General features: G+C 73.6%; 15 protein-coding genes. 8 read left to right on the top strand and 7 right to left on the bottom strand.

Annotated elements, in window-relative coordinates; genetic code table 11:
• Window positions 1-56 precede the first annotated feature (56 nt).
• From ABT247_RS24380 to ABT247_RS24370, 3 genes are all read right to left on the bottom strand, one after another.
• Window positions 57-998 (bottom strand): class I SAM-dependent methyltransferase, encoded by a 942-nt coding sequence (locus ABT247_RS24380; protein WP_350745745.1) that lies wholly within the window; start codon window positions 996-998, stop codon window positions 57-59.
• A 38-nt stretch (window positions 999-1036) separates the two neighbouring features.
• Entirely contained in the window at window positions 1037-2023 is a 987-nt protein-coding gene (locus ABT247_RS24375; RefSeq protein WP_350745742.1) for an NAD(P)/FAD-dependent oxidoreductase, read from the bottom strand.
• A 105-nt stretch (window positions 2024-2128) separates the two neighbouring features.
• Window positions 2129-3136, bottom strand: a complete 1008-nt coding sequence (locus ABT247_RS24370; protein WP_350745739.1) for a hypothetical protein — start codon at window positions 3134-3136, stop codon at window positions 2129-2131.
• 166 nt (window positions 3137-3302) lie between these two features.
• On the opposite strand from ABT247_RS24370, the gene ABT247_RS24365 reads away from it, so the two are divergent.
• On the top strand, window positions 3303-4358 hold the full coding sequence (locus ABT247_RS24365; RefSeq protein WP_350745736.1) for an aldo/keto reductase: 1056 nt from the start codon (window positions 3303-3305) through the stop codon (window positions 4356-4358).
• Window positions 4359-4406: 48 nt separating this feature from the next.
• On the opposite strand, the gene ABT247_RS24360 is transcribed toward ABT247_RS24365, so the two are convergent.
• Together ABT247_RS24360 and ABT247_RS24355 are read right to left on the bottom strand one after the other, a co-directional pair.
• Window positions 4407-5054 carry a GNAT family N-acetyltransferase gene (locus ABT247_RS24360; RefSeq protein WP_350745734.1) on the bottom strand — a complete coding sequence of 216 codons (648 nt, stop codon included), beginning with the start codon at window positions 5052-5054 and terminating at the stop codon, window positions 4407-4409.
• 23 nt (window positions 5055-5077) lie between these two features.
• Window positions 5078-5977: an NAD(P)-dependent oxidoreductase gene (locus ABT247_RS24355; protein ID WP_350745731.1), complete on the bottom strand. Its 900-nt coding sequence runs from the start codon at window positions 5975-5977 to the stop codon at window positions 5078-5080.
• A 97-nt stretch (window positions 5978-6074) separates the two neighbouring features.
• Here ABT247_RS24355 and ABT247_RS24350 point away from each other — a divergent pair, with 97 nt between their 5' ends.
• Window positions 6075-6536: a winged helix-turn-helix transcriptional regulator gene (locus tag ABT247_RS24350; RefSeq protein ID WP_350745728.1), complete on the top strand. Its 462-nt coding sequence runs from the start codon at window positions 6075-6077 to the stop codon at window positions 6534-6536.
• Here ABT247_RS24350 and ABT247_RS24345 read toward each other — a convergent pair.
• On the bottom strand, window positions 6446-6934 hold the full coding sequence (locus tag ABT247_RS24345) for an LURP-one-related/scramblase family protein (protein WP_350745725.1): 489 nt from the start codon (window positions 6932-6934) through the stop codon (window positions 6446-6448). The genes ABT247_RS24350 and ABT247_RS24345 overlap by 91 nt on opposite strands.
• Before the next feature lie 93 nt (window positions 6935-7027).
• On the opposite strand from ABT247_RS24345, the gene ABT247_RS24340 reads away from it, so the two are divergent.
• The 6 genes from ABT247_RS24340 to ABT247_RS24315 all read left to right on the top strand — a co-directional run bounded on the left by ABT247_RS24340 (window position 7028) and on the right by ABT247_RS24315 (window position 12431).
• Window positions 7028-7537 carry a GNAT family N-acetyltransferase gene (locus ABT247_RS24340; RefSeq protein WP_350745723.1) on the top strand — a complete coding sequence of 170 codons (510 nt, stop codon included), beginning with the start codon at window positions 7028-7030 and terminating at the stop codon, window positions 7535-7537.
• A gap of 143 nt (window positions 7538-7680) precedes the next feature.
• On the top strand, window positions 7681-7821 hold the full coding sequence (locus ABT247_RS24335) for a thioredoxin domain-containing protein (RefSeq protein WP_350745720.1): 141 nt from the start codon (window positions 7681-7683) through the stop codon (window positions 7819-7821).
• Between the two features lie 21 nt (window positions 7822-7842).
• On the top strand, window positions 7843-9378 hold the full coding sequence (locus tag ABT247_RS24330) for a recombinase family protein (RefSeq protein ID WP_350745717.1): 1536 nt from the start codon (window positions 7843-7845) through the stop codon (window positions 9376-9378).
• A gap of 280 nt (window positions 9379-9658) precedes the next feature.
• Entirely contained in the window at window positions 9659-10129 is a 471-nt protein-coding gene (locus ABT247_RS24325; protein ID WP_350745715.1) for an NUDIX domain-containing protein, read from the top strand.
• 193 nt (window positions 10130-10322) lie between these two features.
• Window positions 10323-10568 carry a hypothetical protein gene (locus ABT247_RS24320; RefSeq protein ID WP_350745713.1) on the top strand — a complete coding sequence of 82 codons (246 nt, stop codon included), beginning with the start codon at window positions 10323-10325 and terminating at the stop codon, window positions 10566-10568.
• Window positions 10569-10616: 48 nt separating this feature from the next.
• On the top strand, window positions 10617-12431 hold the full coding sequence (locus ABT247_RS24315; protein ID WP_350745710.1) for an NHL domain-containing thioredoxin family protein: 1815 nt from the start codon (window positions 10617-10619) through the stop codon (window positions 12429-12431).
• 87 nt (window positions 12432-12518) lie between these two features.
• Here the strand turns inward: ABT247_RS24315 and ABT247_RS24310 are convergent, their stop codons facing one another.
• Window positions 12519-13832, bottom strand: coding sequence for a M18 family aminopeptidase (locus ABT247_RS24310; protein WP_350745708.1), 1314 nt, complete (start codon window positions 13830-13832; stop codon window positions 12519-12521).
• Between the last annotated feature and the right edge of the window lie 547 nt (window positions 13833-14379).

Here is a 14379-nt window from a genome sequence, read left to right as displayed (position 1 = left end):
GCCGCGGCCTCGGAAGCGCGGCGGCGGGGCGGCTCGGGTGGCGGCCCGGGGCCAGGTCAGGGCCTGCGGGCGGTGTGGACGGTCATCGCCGAGAGGTAGAAGGCGTCCGGACGGTTGAGGATGCCGGTGGGCGCGTCCTCGTCGAGCAGCGCGTCCAGGGTGGCGCGGTCCTCCGCGGTGAGCACCTCGGCCAGTTGGTCACGGCGGCGGTCCAGCTGGGCGTGCAGGTACTCGCGGACGGGGCGGGCGAGCGGCGCCGGGTGGTCGACCAGGAAGGTGCGGGTGCCGCTGGGGGTGAGTCCGGCCCGGCGCAGCATGGCCGGCCAGTCCTCGACCTCCTCGGTGGCGTCGGGCAGTTCGGCACGCATCGCGCTGAAGCCGTCCTCGTGGGCCGCGTCCAGCCGGGCCTGGAAGCCGGGCCGGCCGAGACCGAAGTCCCGGGGCAGGAAGCGCGGCGGCAGACCGCTCTCGGCGACGGCGAGCAGGCCGCCGGGGCGCAGTCGCTCGCCGAGGGCGGTGAGCGCGGCCTGCTGGTCGCCGAGGTGGTGGATCGCGTTGCCGGACCAGATCAGGTCGGCCTCGCCGAGCTTGCCGAACTCGGCGGGCAGGTCGGCCTGTTGGGTGCGCAGTCGGCCGCCGGAGCGGGTTCGGGCGCGTTCCAGCAGGGCGGGCGACTGGTCGACGGCGACCACCTCGGCCGCCGGGAAGGCGTCGGCGAGCATCCCGGCGATCACCCCGGGGCCGCTGCCGACGTCGAGGACCCTGCGGACGGCGCCCTCGCCGGCCAGGCCGGCCAGCCAGCGCGCGGCCTCGGTGACGGCTCCGGCGCGCAGGTCGGCCTCCTGTTCCAGGTAGGCGGCGAGGGCGTCCCAGTCGAGGTCGGCGGCGGGGGCGTGGCCGTGGCCGTGCGCGTGCGCGTGGGCGTGGGCGTGGGCGTGGGCGTGGGCGGGCTGGTGCTGCTGGTGCTGGTTCGGCTGGTTCTGCTGGTGCGAGGACACGGGGCTCCTCCAGTGGTGGGTTGACGAAAGCTTCCCGCTCAGGCGGGTACGGCGGCGCCGGACGCGCGGTGTCGGGCGACCGACCGCTCGACCTCCTCCGCCACCAGGTCGTGGTTCAGCGCGAAGGCGGCCGCGGCGCCCGCCCCGGCGGCGGTGACCAGCTGGGCGCGCGGGTCGGCGACGTTGCCGACCGCCCAGACGCCGGGCACGCTGGTGCGGCCCGTCCGGTCGGTGGTGACCCAGCCGTGGTCGTCCCGCGCGCAGCCGAGGCCGGACAGCAGCGCGTCCCGGGGCGCCGGCCGAGGGGAGACGAACACCGCCTCGCGCGGGACCACCCGTCCGTCGGCGAGCTCGACGCCGTGCAACCGTCCGCCGTCGCCGTCCGCGTCGGCGTCGGCGACCAGCCGGACGACCCTGCCCTCGACCACCCCGACGCCCCGGGCGGCGAGCCGCTCGCGGTCGGCGCCGGTCAGCACCAGGGAGTGCGCGAGCAGCACCACGTCCGCGGACCACTGCCGCAGCAGCAGCGCCTGGTCGACGGACCCCGGATCGGTGCCGAGCACGCCGAGCGGGCGGTCGCGGACCTCCCAGCCGTGGCAGTACGGGCAGTGCAGCACGTCGCGGCCCCACCGCTCGGCCAGGCCCGGCAGCTCCGGCAGTCCGTCGCGCAGCCCGCTGGCCACGACCAGCCGGCGGGCGTGCAGCACCGGCCCGCCGGCCAGGTGCACCGCGAAGCCGGGCCCGGTCTCCCCGGCGGGCTCGATGTGCTCGACCCGCCCGTCGATCAGCTCCACCCCGTACCGGGCGACCTCCTCGCGCCCGACCGCCAGCAGGGCCGCCGGGGGCATGCCGTCCCGGCTCAGGTAGCCGTGCAGGTGGGCGGCGGGGGCGTTGCGCGGCTCACCCGCGTCCACCACCGCGACCCGCCGCCGGGCCCGGCCCAGCACCAGGGCCGCGTTCAGTCCCGCCGCGCCCGCGCCGACCACCACCGCGTCGTGGCGCGCCGTCCTCCTCGTTCCGCTCATGGCGTTCACCTCCGACGCCAGGCTGCGGCCGGGCCCACGGAACCGGCAAGCTTTGTTGCCGCTCCAGCAAAAGCCGTCCCGGCCGGAGCCGCCCCGGGGTCCCGCTCACCCGCCCGTCCGCCGCCAGTACCAGCGGGCCGCCACCGCCAGCGCCACCCCGTACCCGGCGAAGGCCCCGGCCCCCACCCACGCCACCTGCAGCGTCTGGGCGGTCGTCGCGAACTCGCCCCGCCGGATGCCGACCACACCCGCGCTGCACAGCGCCAGGTAGCCGATCCCGACCAGCCCGTACGGCGCCAGCGTGGCCGCGCCCAGCAGCGCCGGGGTGAGCGGCAGCCAGCGGGGCACCCGGTGGCCGCGCAACGGCAGGGTCCAGCGCGGGAAGACCTGCCCCCACGGCCGGACCAGCCCCCACAGCAGGAACACCCCGACCGCCGCCAGCAGCACGGTGCCGTCCAGCCCCCAGGACTCCAGGGTCAGCCAGATCCCGGAGGAGCCGTTGTGCACGTAACCGGCGTACACCTCGTCACCGCTGACCCCGGCGAAGGAGCCGCCGAACGCCCAGACCAGCTTCATCACCACGTACGGTACGAAGGCCAAGGTCCCTGCCCAGGCGGCTAGTTGGACGACCGCCGGAGCCGACGCCGCGGCACTCCCCGACGGACCGGCCGGCGGCGCCCCGACCGCGATCGGGCCCCGCCGGGAGCGGGCGGCACCGGCCAGCAGCACTGCCCCCGCCGCCGCCAGCACCTTCTGCACCGCGTCCGGAACGCTGTCCACGCCCTGCCCGAACACCAGCGTCACCACGTCCATCAGCAGGCTCCAGGCCGCCAGCACGGCCAGCCCGCACAGCACCCACAGCACCCGGGTCGGCCAACGCGCCGACCGGTCCTGCGACCACCCCGCCGACCGCGGCCGGGCAGCCGACCACCCGGCCGCAGCCGACCACCCGGCCGCAGCCGCCGCCAGGCCCACGGCAGTGACCAGCCACCCCGCCCAGCGGGCGCCCCACAGCGCCGTCCCGCTCAGCGCGCAGCCCACCCCGAACGCGGCGTAACCGACCCCCCAACCCACCGCCGCCCGACCGCCGTTGACCCACCCTCGTTCCGTCATGGCCCCCAGGCTCGCCCGCGCCGCCGCACCCCGGCCTCCGCCGGGATGACGATCCGGCTCCCCCGCCCGAGGGATCCCGCGCCGCCCTTGCCCTGGAGCGCACTCCAACTCCTAGCCTCTGACCCGTCACCGCACCACCGACCCACCACCACCAGGGAGCACGACCATGCGCTACCGCGTCCTCGGCGGCACCGGCATCGAGGTGAGCGCCTACTGCCTCGGCACGATGATGTTCGGCGCGATCGGCAACCCGGACCACGACGACTGCGCCCGGATCATCGGCACCGCGCTGGACCGGGGCATCAACTTCCTCGACACCGCCGACATCTACTCGGCCGGCGAGTCGGAGGAGATCGTCGGGAAGGCGCTGGCCGCCCGCGGCGACCGGGACGACGTCGTGCTCGCCACCAAGGCGCACTTCCCGATGGGCGAGGGCCGCAACCGGGGCGGCAACTCCCGGCGCTGGATCGTCCGCGAGGTCGAGGAGAGCCTGCGCCGGCTGCGCACCGACTGGATCGACCTCTACCAGATCCACCGGCCCGACCACACCACGGACATCGAGGAGACCCTCGCCGTCCTCGGCGACCTCGTCCGGGCCGGGAAGATCCGGGCCTTCGGCTGCTCGACCTTCCCCGCCGAGCAGATCACGGACGCCCACCACGTCGCCGAGCGCCGGGCCCTGCCGCGCTTCCGCACCGAGCAGCCGCCGTACTCGCTGCTCGCCCGCGGGGTGGAGCGGGACGTGCTGCCGGTGGTCCAGCGGCTCGGCATGGGCGCGCTGACCTGGGGGCCGCTGGCCGGCGGCTTCCTCACCGGTCGCTACCGCAAGGGCCGGGAGATCGACCTCGGCCGCGGCCGGGCCGCCCTCAACCCGGGCCGCTTCGACCCGGCGCTGCCCGCCACCGCCGCCAAGCTGGACGCGGTCGAGGCCTTCACCGAGCTCGCCGAGGAGCTCGGCCGCACCCTGCCCGAGCTGGCCGTGGCCTTCCCGCTGGCCCACCCGGCGGTCACCTCGGTGATCATCGGCCCGCGCACCATGGAGCAGCTGGAGTCCGCCCTCGAGGGCGCCGACCTCGTCCTGGACGACGCCGTGCTGGACCGGATCGACGCCGTCGTCCCGCCCGGCACGGACCTCTACCGGGCCGACGGCGCCTGGCAGCCGCCGGCCCTCACCACCCCGGGCCTGCGGCGCCGCCCGACCGCCGAGCGCTCGGCGGCCTGACGTCACCCGCGGTCCGGGGCGCCCGCGCCGGCGCCGGCGCCCGGCAGGTCAGCGCTCGGCCGCTCGGGAAGGCTCGGCCGCTCGGAAAGGCTCGGCCGCTCCGGAGCGCTCGGCCGGTCGGGAGGGCTCGGCCCGCGGCGCGGCGAAGCAGTGGACGAGGACCGTACGGCCCGAGGCCCAGCGCTGCTCGCCGCTGCCCAGCAGGGTCCAGCCGAGGCGCCGGTAGAGGGCCACGGCGGCGGTGTCGGTGGACAGTACGTCGAGCACCGGGTGCAGCCCGAGCGCCCGCGCGTGCACCACGGCGCGCGCCAGCAGGTGGGCGCCGGTGCCGTGGCCGCGCGCCGTCGGGGCGACGTACAGCCGGCCGATCACCGCGGTCAGCTCCGGGCGCCCGCCCGTCCGCAGCCCCCACAGACCGGGGGCGGCGTCGCCCGGCGCGCTGCGGGCGAGCCCGATGTGCCCGGTGATCCGGCCCTCCGCCTCGGCGACCCAGGCGGCCAGCAGGCCGTCGGGGGTGAGCCAGGCGGCGGGCCGCTCGGGCCAGTCGGCGGGGTAGCCGTCGACGGCGTGGACGTCGGCCAGCACCCGGACGCAGTCGGCGAGGTCGGCGGGGCGGCGCCGTCGGACACCCGCCCCCGAACCGTTCCACCGGGAGCCGGACGCGACGACGTTGGCGCGTTCTTCAAGGTCAGCCATGCCGGTACGTTACCGGCCGCCCCTCACCGCCGCAGCAGGTCGACCACCCCGGTCAGGTCCTCCTCGCCGCTGCCGATCTCCAACCGACGCTCCATCAGCCGGAAGTAGGGCTCCAGCAGTTCCGGGCTCACCCCCTGCTCCTCGGCGGTGCGCAGCAGCGTGCCCTTGCCCGCGACCTGCATCGCCAGGCTGGACACCACGTCCTTGGTGTAGTCGCCGCTCTCCAACTGCTCGGCGGTCGTGGCGATGCTCCCGGACATCGCCGTCACGTACTCGCTGAGCAGCGGCGCCAGGTCGCCCGGCGCGACGGCCTCGCCGCGGACCAGGGCGAAGGCGTGCGCGACCCCGGCGAACATCCCGTACATCGCGCTGAGCAGCGCCACGTCGTGCAGCGCCGCGTACCCGGCGTCCTCGCCCACGTACCGGGTGCCGGCCGGGGCGGCGAGGGTCGCCCGGTGCTCCTCGAACAGGTCGGCGGAGCCGCTGTAGAAGACGTACGCCCCGGTCGCCGGGACGCCGATCATCGGCGGAACGGCCATGATCCCGCCGTCCAGGTAGCGGGCGCCGCGGCGCGCGGCCCAGGCGGCCCGGGCCCGGGCCTGCTCGGGGGTGCTGGTGATCAGGTTGACCAGGTCCTTGCCGGTCAGGTCGACGTCGGCCAGTGCCTCGTCCACGGAGGCGTCGTCGAGCAGGCAGACGACGACCAGCCGGTTGGCCGCGACGGCCTCGGCTGCGGTGGCGGCGACGGTGGCGCCGCGGACGGCGAGGCCGTCGGCGCGGGCGGCGGTGCGGTTCCAGACGGTCAGCGGGTGCCCGGCGGTGAGCCAGGCCCCGGCCAGCGCGGTGCCCATCGCGCCCAGGCCGAGCAGGGTCAGCGGGGTCGGCGGGGTCCGGCGGATTTCCTCGACTGCGTTCGTGGTCATGCCGATCAGCCTCCGCGCTGGCTGCCGGAACGATCAAGTACGCACTTCGAAGTGGGTGGTTACCCTGGGGTGAGCATCGAGGTCGGAAGGGGTGGGCATGGCGACGGTGCGGAGGCCGGGCTCGTACGTCTGCGGGATCGACGCCGCGATGGACGTGATCGGCGGCAAGTGGAAGGTGCTGATCCTCTGGGCCCTGGGCGAGCGTCCGGACTGCCGGTTCGGCGAGCTGCGCCGGCTGGTGCCGGGGATCACCGAGAAGGTGCTGGCCGCCCACCTGCGCGAGCTGGAGGCGGACGGCATCGTGCACCGGCAGGCGTACCAGGAGGTGCCGCCCCGGGTCGAGTACGCGCTGACCGAGGCGGGGCGGCGCCTCAACGCGGCGCTGTCGCCGCTGGGGGCCTGGGGGCGGGAGCACGTCCTCGGCGGCGCGCCGCACCCGGTGCAGCCCGGGCACGGGCGCCCGGAGGCTCAGTCCTCCTCGGCCGCCAGGTGGTCCACGCAGGCCGCGACGGCGAGCAGCAGCCCGGTGTCGGCGCCGTCCGCGATCTCCACGCCGTAGGTGTCGCGGATCCGGAACCACTTGCGCGAGATCCGGGCGAGCTCGTTGCCGTGGTCGTTCTCGATCCGGTAGTCCTTGTCGATCAGGTCGCCGTGGATCTTCAGCTCGCCACCCGAGGCCAGCTCCACCAGGTACTTGTCCCGGAACGGGGTGAACAGCTTCTCCCGCACGGTCGCGACCGTCTCGCCGTCGGCGTCCTCGATCCGCATCGCGTCGCGGACGGTGAGCATCTTCTCCTTCACCACCGCGACCACCCGGCCGTGCGCGTCCTTCAGCTCGAAGGTGTGCCGCAGTCGCAGCACCTTGCCGTCGACCAGGTACGCCTTCTCGCCCCGGTCGTCCTCGATCCAGTAGTCGTCGCCGACCGCGAACAGCTTCTCCCTGACCAAGTACCGCACCACAGTCTCCTCCGTCGTCGGATGTCGGACCCCATTCGACCCGACCCCCCACCCGGCGGGAAGTACCGGCGCGCACCCGCGTTCAATACCGCCATGCACCCCGACCTCCTCGCTCCGCTCCGCAGCGAGCGCCTCGACCTCCTGCCGATCGGCCCCGAGCACGCCGACGAACTGGCCGCCGCCCTCGCCGACCCCGCTTTGCACGCCTTCACCGGCGGCCGCCCGGCCACCCCCGAGGAGCAGCGCGCCCGCTGCGCCCGGCTCGCCGCCGGTTCCCCCGACCCGGCCGAGCAGTGGGGCAACTGGGTCCTGCGGCTGCGCGCCGACGGCGCCCTGACCGGCTACGTCCAGACCACCGTCCGTGCCGGGGCCGCCGAACTCGCCTGGGTGGTCGGCACCCCCTGGCAGGGCCGCGGCCTCGCCACCGAGGCCGCCCGCGCCCTCCTCGCCCACCTGACCGCCCTCGGCACCACCACCGTCACCGCCCACATCCACCCCGACCACCACGCCTCCGCCCGCGTCGCCCGCGCCCTGGGCCTGCACCCCACGCCCCGCACCCAGGACGGCGAGACCCGCTGGCAGGCGGACCTCCCCCGGCCGTAGCCCGCGCCCCGCAGGCCCCGCGGGCCCGGGCCCCCACCGCACCGCCCAGCCGACCCGCCACCGACCGCCTCGACCTCCACCGCCTCGCCCCTTCCCCACCCGCCCCGGAATGCCCACCGCCACCGATGGGGTTGGATACAGGCATGGCATCTCGTGCACGCGTACGCGCCCCCGAACTGGTCGGGGCAGGCGGTTGGCTGAACACCGGCGGCAAGGAGCTCACCCTCGCCGACTTCCGGGGCAAGATCACCATCCTGAACTTCTGGAAGTCCTACACAATGTAGGGAACTCCAGAGGGGGCGTACGTGCACCACCACACCCTGTGTGACCTGTACCTCCGGCTGTCCTTGGACCGGGACGGCAAGACAGCGATCGAACGGCAGGAAGCCGACTGCCGCGCCTGGGCCGAACGAAACGGCCTGACGGTCCGCAAGGTCCACATCGACCGGGGGCGCTCCGGCTTCAAGGACGTCGAGCGCAAGGGCTTCGATTCCGCCCTTGCCTCCGTGACTGCGGGAGTCGTCGGGACCCTGATCGTCTGGAAGCTCGACCGGCTGTCCCGCAAGGGCATCGGCCAAGTGGGCAAGGTCCTGGACGACATCGAGAAGGCGGGCGGCCGCCTGGTCTCCGTCGTCGACGGACTCGACACCTCGAACGACTCAGCCCGCATGGTCGTCGCCATGCTCGCCGAACTCGCCCGCTCCGAGTCAAAGAACCTCGGCACCCGCGTGGCCCACGCGAAGCGACACCTGCGCCGACAGGGCCAGTGGGTCGGCGGACAGCCCCCGTACGGGCTGCTGGTCGACCCCACCACGAAGAAGCTGGTGCACGACCCCGAGACGGCCGTCTACGCCCGCCTCATCGCGGATGACGCGCTGGCCGGCAAGTCCCTGGTCCAGATCGCCCGGCTGCTCAACGAGTACGACATCCCCTCGGCCCGGGGCGGCCAGTGGAACGCCGCGAGCATCATGAACCTGGTCAAGTCGCCTGCCTTCGCCGGACTCATGCCGGAGACCGAAGCCATCGAAGCCGAGGACGGCAGCCGCAAGTTCACCAGCCGCGTGTTCCCCTACCGGGACCCCGAGACGTTGGACACCGTCAGCATCGGCGAAGGAATCATCACGGTCGGCGAGCGCGAGCGGATCATCCGGCAGCTCGAATCCAGGACCCGCGCCCACGCGGGCAAGCGGATGCCGAAGCCGAACGGCACCGCGCTGCTCACCAGCCTGATCTTCTGCGACGTACCCGGGTGCGGTCGCCGGATGCACAAGGTCGGCAACAGCTACCAGTGCATGGCCCGCCGAGCGGGCAATCAGTGCCCCGGTGCCAGCGCCATGGCCGACCGAGTGGACGCCTACGTGTCCGAGCGGTTCCTCTCCCTGCTTCCCGCACTGGAGTTGGATGACCCCCTGTTGGTGACGATCGCTGACCGATGGGTGAAGCGAACCGACCCCGAGACCTTCGCCAAGCGAGACGCCGTAGCCGACGAGATCACTGACCAGGAAGCCCGGTTGGCTGACCTGGAAGACGCACGCTACGTCCGTGGCGAGTTCGACCGCCCCGGCGCACTCGACCGCTACGACCGCCTCGCCACCCGGCTCCAGAGCCGCATCGACGGTCTGCGCGCCGACCTCGCCAACATCCCACTCCCCGCCATCGACATCACTCCGATGCTGGACAGCGAATTGCTGTACCCGGCGTGGGAGGCTTCGACGCAGGATGAGAAGCGGGACCGCCTGTCCCTGGCCATAGACGGCGTGTTCATCAGCAAGGGCGAACGCGGGAAGCGCTTCATCCCGGAGCAGCGGGTCCGCATCAAGTGGGCCGAGATCAAGGAATAGCCTCCGCCGCCACGGCGGGGCCGATGGTGGTTTGGTGTTTTGACGCCTCTTCTCAACACACCAGAGAGATTTCTAAGGGAAGCCAGGATCGACGTCCCGAACACCAAACCACCACTGAAAGGGCTTGCGCTCCAGACAGTCAGAGCCGCAGCGAACGGAGAGAAGCGAACGCGGGAGCCATCACGGTACGTCATGACTCCTTCATCGTCGTCACTCCTCGTAGCGCCGGGGGTGAAATGCGGTGTGGAGCACCGCCCGACCGGTCGAGGAGAGCTGATCCGTGGCACGGACCGAGTACTACGACGACCCCGACGCCCCCAAGCCCAACCGACTGGTGGTCGCAGCGTCCGCCGTCGTGACGGACGAGGCCGGGCGCATCCTGCTCCAGCGACGGGTCGACAACGGCCTGTACGCCCTGCCCGGCGGGACGATGGATCTGGGCGGGTCGCTTCCGGGCACGGCCGTGCGAGAGGTCTTCGAGGAGACCGGCCTGGAAGTCGAGCTCACCGGCCTGGTCGGCACGTACACCGACCCACGTCACGTCGTCGCCTACTCCGACGGCGAGGTGCGGCAGCAGTTCAACGTTTGCTTCACCGCCCGGGTGACGGGCGGCACGCTGCGCATCTCCGACGAGTCCACGGACCTCCGCTTCGTCCTCCCCGAGGAGATCGCCGACCTGCCAATGCACCACACCCAGCACCTACGGCTTCGGCACTTCCTTGAGCAGCGGACATCTCCCTACCTCGGTTAGACCCATCCGCTGTCATTCCCGTGACGGGAGGCCGGGCTCAGGATCGCCCGTAATTGGCTCTCGACTCTCGCAGCCGGAAAACCAACAGCGTTTCGGCCCGGGGCTTGGAAAGATCCTCGCGTAGGGCATGGCTCCTCGCTGTGGGCCGGTCAACGGCCCTTCGGGGCCATGCCTCATGATGCGAGGAGATGCCATGTTCGAGAACGTCGCCGGGCTACGGCCTGAAGTAGCCGCGCAGTGGACCGCGCTGGTCGAAGAGTGTCGTCCCGTGCTCGCGAGCGAAGGCATGGATGCGGTGCAGACCCTACTGGTCGAGAGTGGAACGAGCATCGTTCCGGCAGTCGCCATCACCAAGGCACTACTCGGCTGGGCGGACACCCCGCTCCTGGTCGCTCGGGAGATCGTCGAGACCAGCCCCGCACGCGCAGCAGCCACCTGACCCGGGACGCCCGGAATGCGGACACCGCTCGTGAGGTTTGATTGGGGCATGGCTTCTCGTGCACGTGTCCGCGCCCCCGAGCTGGTAGGCGCTGGTGGATGGCTCAACACAGGCGGCAAGGAACTCAAGCTTGCCGACCTGCGAGGTAAGTGTGTCGTACTAGACTTCTGGACCTTCTGCTGCATCAACTGTCTGCACGTCCTGGACGAGCTGCGGGAGTTGGAGGAGAAGCACCGCGACACCGTGGTGATCGTCGGGGTGCACTCGCCGAAGTTCGTGCACGAGGCCGACCACCAGGCCGTGGTGGACGCCGTCGCCCGGTACGAGGTGCACCACCCGGTGCTGGACGACCCGGCCCTGGCGACGTGGAAGCAGTACGCGGTGCGGGCCTGGCCGACGCTGGTGGTGATCGACCCGGAGGGGTACGTGGTCGCCCAGCACGCCGGCGAGGGCCACGCCCACGCGATCGCCCGGCTGGTCGAGGAGCTCGAGGCCGAGCACGCCGCCAAGGGCACGCTGCGCCGCGGCGACGGCCCGTACGTGGCGCCCGAGCCGACCGCCGGGGACCTGAAGTTCCCGGGCAAGGCCGTCCGGCTGGCGAACGGCCACTTCCTGGTCGCCGACTCCGGCCACCACTCGCTGGTCGAACTGGCCGAGGACGGCGAGACGGTGGTGCGCCGGATCGGCGACGGTGAGCGCGGTCTGGTGGACGGCACCAGCCCCCGGTTCAGCGAGCCCCAGGGCCTCGCGCTGCTGCCGGAGGGCCACGACTACGACGTGGTCGTCGCCGACACCGTGAACCACGCGCTGCGCGGCGTCCGGCTGGCCGACGGCAGCGTGACCACCCTGGCCGGCACCGGCCGTCAGTGGTGGCAGGGCTCGGCCACCGAGGGCCCGGCCCGCGAGGTGGACCTCTCCTCGCCGTGGGACGTCGCCTGGTTCGACGGCCGGCTCTGGATCGCGATGGCCGGCGTGCACCAGCTGTGGGCCTACGACCCGGCCGCCGGCACGGTCGGCGTGGCGGCCGGCACCACCAACGAGGGCCTGGTGGACGGCCCGGTCGCGGAGGCCTGGTTCGCCCAGCCCTCCGGGCTGGCGGTCTCCGCGGACGGCGAGCGGCTCTGGGTGGCGGACTCCGAGACCTCGGCGCTCCGCTGGGTTTCACGTGGAACCGCGACGGTCCACACCGCCGTCGGCACCGGCCTGTTCGACTTCGGCCACCGCGACGGCGCCGCCGACCAGGCACTGTTCCAGCACCCGCTGGGCGTCACCGTGCTGCCGGACGGCTCGGTCGCCGTCGCGGACACCTACAACCACGCGCTGCGCCGCTTCGACCCGGCGACCGGCGAGGTCACCACCCTCGCCACCGACCTGCGCGAGCCCTCCGGGGCGGTGTTGGTGGACGGCGACATCGTGGTCGTGGAGTCGGCCCGGCACCGGCTGACCAGGCTGCGGCTGCCCGAGGAGGCCGTCCAGGTCGAGTCCGTGGCGCACCGCACCCAGCGCGCGGCCACCGAGGTGGCGCCCGGCGCCTTCCGGCTGGACGTCGTCTTCGAGGCCCCGAGCGGCCAGAAGCTCGACGAGCGCTACGGCCCGTCCACCCGGCTGCTGGTCAGCTCCACCCCGCCCGAGCTGCTGGTCTCCGGCGCCGGGGCGGACTCGGCCCTCTCCCGCGAGCTGGTGCTCTCCGACCGGGTCACCGAGGGCGTGCTGCACGTCTCCGCGATGGCGGCCTCCTGCGACGACGCCCCGGACATCGAGTACCCGGCCTGCCACGTGCACCAGCAGGACTGGGGCGTGCCGGTGAAGCTGGTCGCCGACGGCGCCCGCCGCCTGCCGCTGGTCCTGGCCGGCATGGAGTGACCGACCGGACGGAACAGGGGCGGGGCCCGGCACGAACGCCGGGCCCCGCCCCTTCCGTCGGGCCCGAGCCCTCCGGGAACGCCTTGCTCAGCCCTCCAGGAACGCCTTGATCGCGCTCGCCAGCAGGTACGGGTCCTCGGCTCCGCACAGCTCGCGCGCCGAGTGCATGGACAGCGCCGCGATGCCGCAGTCCACCGTCCGGATCCCCAGTCGCGCCGCGGTGATCGGGCCGATGGTCGTCCCGCAGGGCATGGCGTTGTTGGAGACGAAGGTCTGCCACGGCACGCCGGCCTTCTCGCAGGCGGCGGCGAACACCGCCCGGCCGACGCCGTCGGTCGCGTAGCGGTTGTTGACATTGACCTTCAGCATCGGGCCGCCGTTGGGCATCGGGTGGTGCCCCGGCTCGTGCCGCTCGGTGTAGTTGGGGTGCACGGCGTGGCCCATGTCCGAGGAGAGGCAGACGGTGCCGGCCAGCGCCCGGGCCCGGTCCTCCGGGCTGCCGCCGCGGGCGTGGATGGTCCGGTCGAGGACGTTGCCGAGCAGCGGGCTCTGCGCGCCGGTGTCGGACTCGCTGCCGGTCTCCTCGTGGTCGAAGGCGGCCAGCACCGGGATGTACGGCAGCTCGCCGGCGCCCTCGGCGGCGGCGGTGGCGACGGCGGCGAGCGCCGCGGTGGCCGCGTGCACCGACAGCAGGTTGTCCAACCGCGGGGCGGCCAGCAGTTCCTGGTCGCGCCCCAGGTAGGAGGGCGGCTGGACGTCGTGGGTCATCAGGTCCCAGCCGATCACGTCCTCGACGGCCAGCCCGGCCCGCTCGGCGACGTAGGCGATCAGCGATCCCTCGTCCACCGGGCCGAGCCCCCAGATCGGGGTGACGTGGCGCTGCCGGTCGAGCTTCATGCCGTCGTTGACCTGGCGGTCCAGGTGGATGGCGAGCTGCGGCACGCGCAGCAGCGGCTCGTCCAACTGGACGAGCCGCTCGTTTCCGTCCCGGAGGGCGAGTCTTCCGGACAGCCCGAGGTCGCGGTCGAGCCAGGTGTTCAGCGGCACCCCGCCGTAGATCTCGACCGCGACCTGCCGCCAGCCCGCCGAGCCGGTGTCCGGCAGCGGCTTGACCCGCAGGTTGGGCGAGTCGGTGTGGGTGCCGACGATGCGGAACGGCGTCTCCGGACCGGCCCCCTCCGGCAGGTACCAGGCGATCAGCGCGCCGCCGCGGATCAGGTAGCGCCCCCCGGCCGCCCCGTCCCAGGCGTCCGTCTCGGCGACCTGACGGAACCCCGCCTTCTCCAGGCGCTCGGCCGCACTCGCGACCGCGTGGTACGGGGACGGCGAGGTGCCGAGGAACGCGATCAGGTCGTCGGTGTGCGTCCGGTCGAAGAAGGCCCGGCGGGCGGCGGTCGACATACTGCTCCTGGGTCGAGGGAGGGCCGAAGCCGGATGGGGAGTCGGCTTCGCCCCTTGAGCATATGCCCGTACACGGACATGGCATGAGGACGCTCGGGTCCGTGCGGAAGCCGGACACGGCGGCGGGTGGGCCGCCCTGACCTCCTGGTCCTCCGAGCCGCCACCGGCACCGATCCGTCCGCCGGGCCCGCGGCCGCCGGCGCGCGAAGTCTCCGGGGGACGTGCCGGGTTGACGCCGCCCCGGACGGCGGGCACCGCGGACGGGACCGCCGCACCCCGGTCGCACGCCCCGCAACCGCGTAGCGCGGGCCGCCGCGAGCGCCGCCCCTCCCCCGGAGACACCGAAGGGCCCGGTGGCAGCCGGGCCCTTCGGTGTGAGGGTTTCGTCAGGCGGTCAGGAGGTGCCGCTCGCGGCGCGCCCCGGGAGGGGCCGGCGGGCGGCGGGTGGGCGTGGCCTAGAAGCCTGATGAAGATGTTGGGGTCTGGCCCCACCGCGCGCGCGGTGGGGCCAGACTCGTTTGGTGGCGGTGGGGGGTTATATAGGAAT

The organism is Kitasatospora sp. NPDC001539 (genome assembly GCF_040298565.1).
In the GTDB taxonomy this organism is placed as follows: Bacteria; Actinomycetota; Actinomycetes; order Streptomycetales; family Streptomycetaceae; genus Kitasatospora.
This window is presented reverse-complemented; position numbering and strand designations above follow the sequence as displayed.

Excerpts from the sequence above, each read along its gene's own strand:
- ABT247_RS24375 (WP_350745742.1), bottom strand. The coding sequence starts at position 2,023 with ATGAGCGGAACGAGGAGGACGGCGCGCCACGACGCGGTGGTGGTCGGC.
- ABT247_RS24370 (WP_350745739.1), bottom strand. The coding sequence starts at position 3,136 with ATGACGGAACGAGGGTGGGTCAACGGCGGTCGGGCGGCGGTGGGTTGG.
- ABT247_RS24365 (WP_350745736.1), top strand. The coding sequence starts at position 3,303 with ATGCGCTACCGCGTCCTCGGCGGCACCGGCATCGAGGTGAGCGCCTAC.
- ABT247_RS24360 (WP_350745734.1), bottom strand. The coding sequence starts at position 5,054 with ATGGCTGACCTTGAAGAACGCGCCAACGTCGTCGCGTCCGGCTCCCGG.
- ABT247_RS24355 (WP_350745731.1), bottom strand. The coding sequence starts at position 5,977 with ATGACCACGAACGCAGTCGAGGAAATCCGCCGGACCCCGCCGACCCCG.
- ABT247_RS24350 (WP_350745728.1), top strand. The coding sequence starts at position 6,075 with ATGGCGACGGTGCGGAGGCCGGGCTCGTACGTCTGCGGGATCGACGCC.
- ABT247_RS24340 (WP_350745723.1), top strand. The coding sequence starts at position 7,028 with ATGCACCCCGACCTCCTCGCTCCGCTCCGCAGCGAGCGCCTCGACCTC.
- ABT247_RS24335 (WP_350745720.1), top strand. The coding sequence starts at position 7,681 with ATGGCATCTCGTGCACGCGTACGCGCCCCCGAACTGGTCGGGGCAGGC.
- ABT247_RS24320 (WP_350745713.1), top strand. The coding sequence starts at position 10,323 with ATGTTCGAGAACGTCGCCGGGCTACGGCCTGAAGTAGCCGCGCAGTGG.
- ABT247_RS24315 (WP_350745710.1), top strand. The coding sequence starts at position 10,617 with ATGGCTTCTCGTGCACGTGTCCGCGCCCCCGAGCTGGTAGGCGCTGGT.
- ABT247_RS24310 (WP_350745708.1), bottom strand. The coding sequence starts at position 13,832 with ATGTCGACCGCCGCCCGCCGGGCCTTCTTCGACCGGACGCACACCGAC.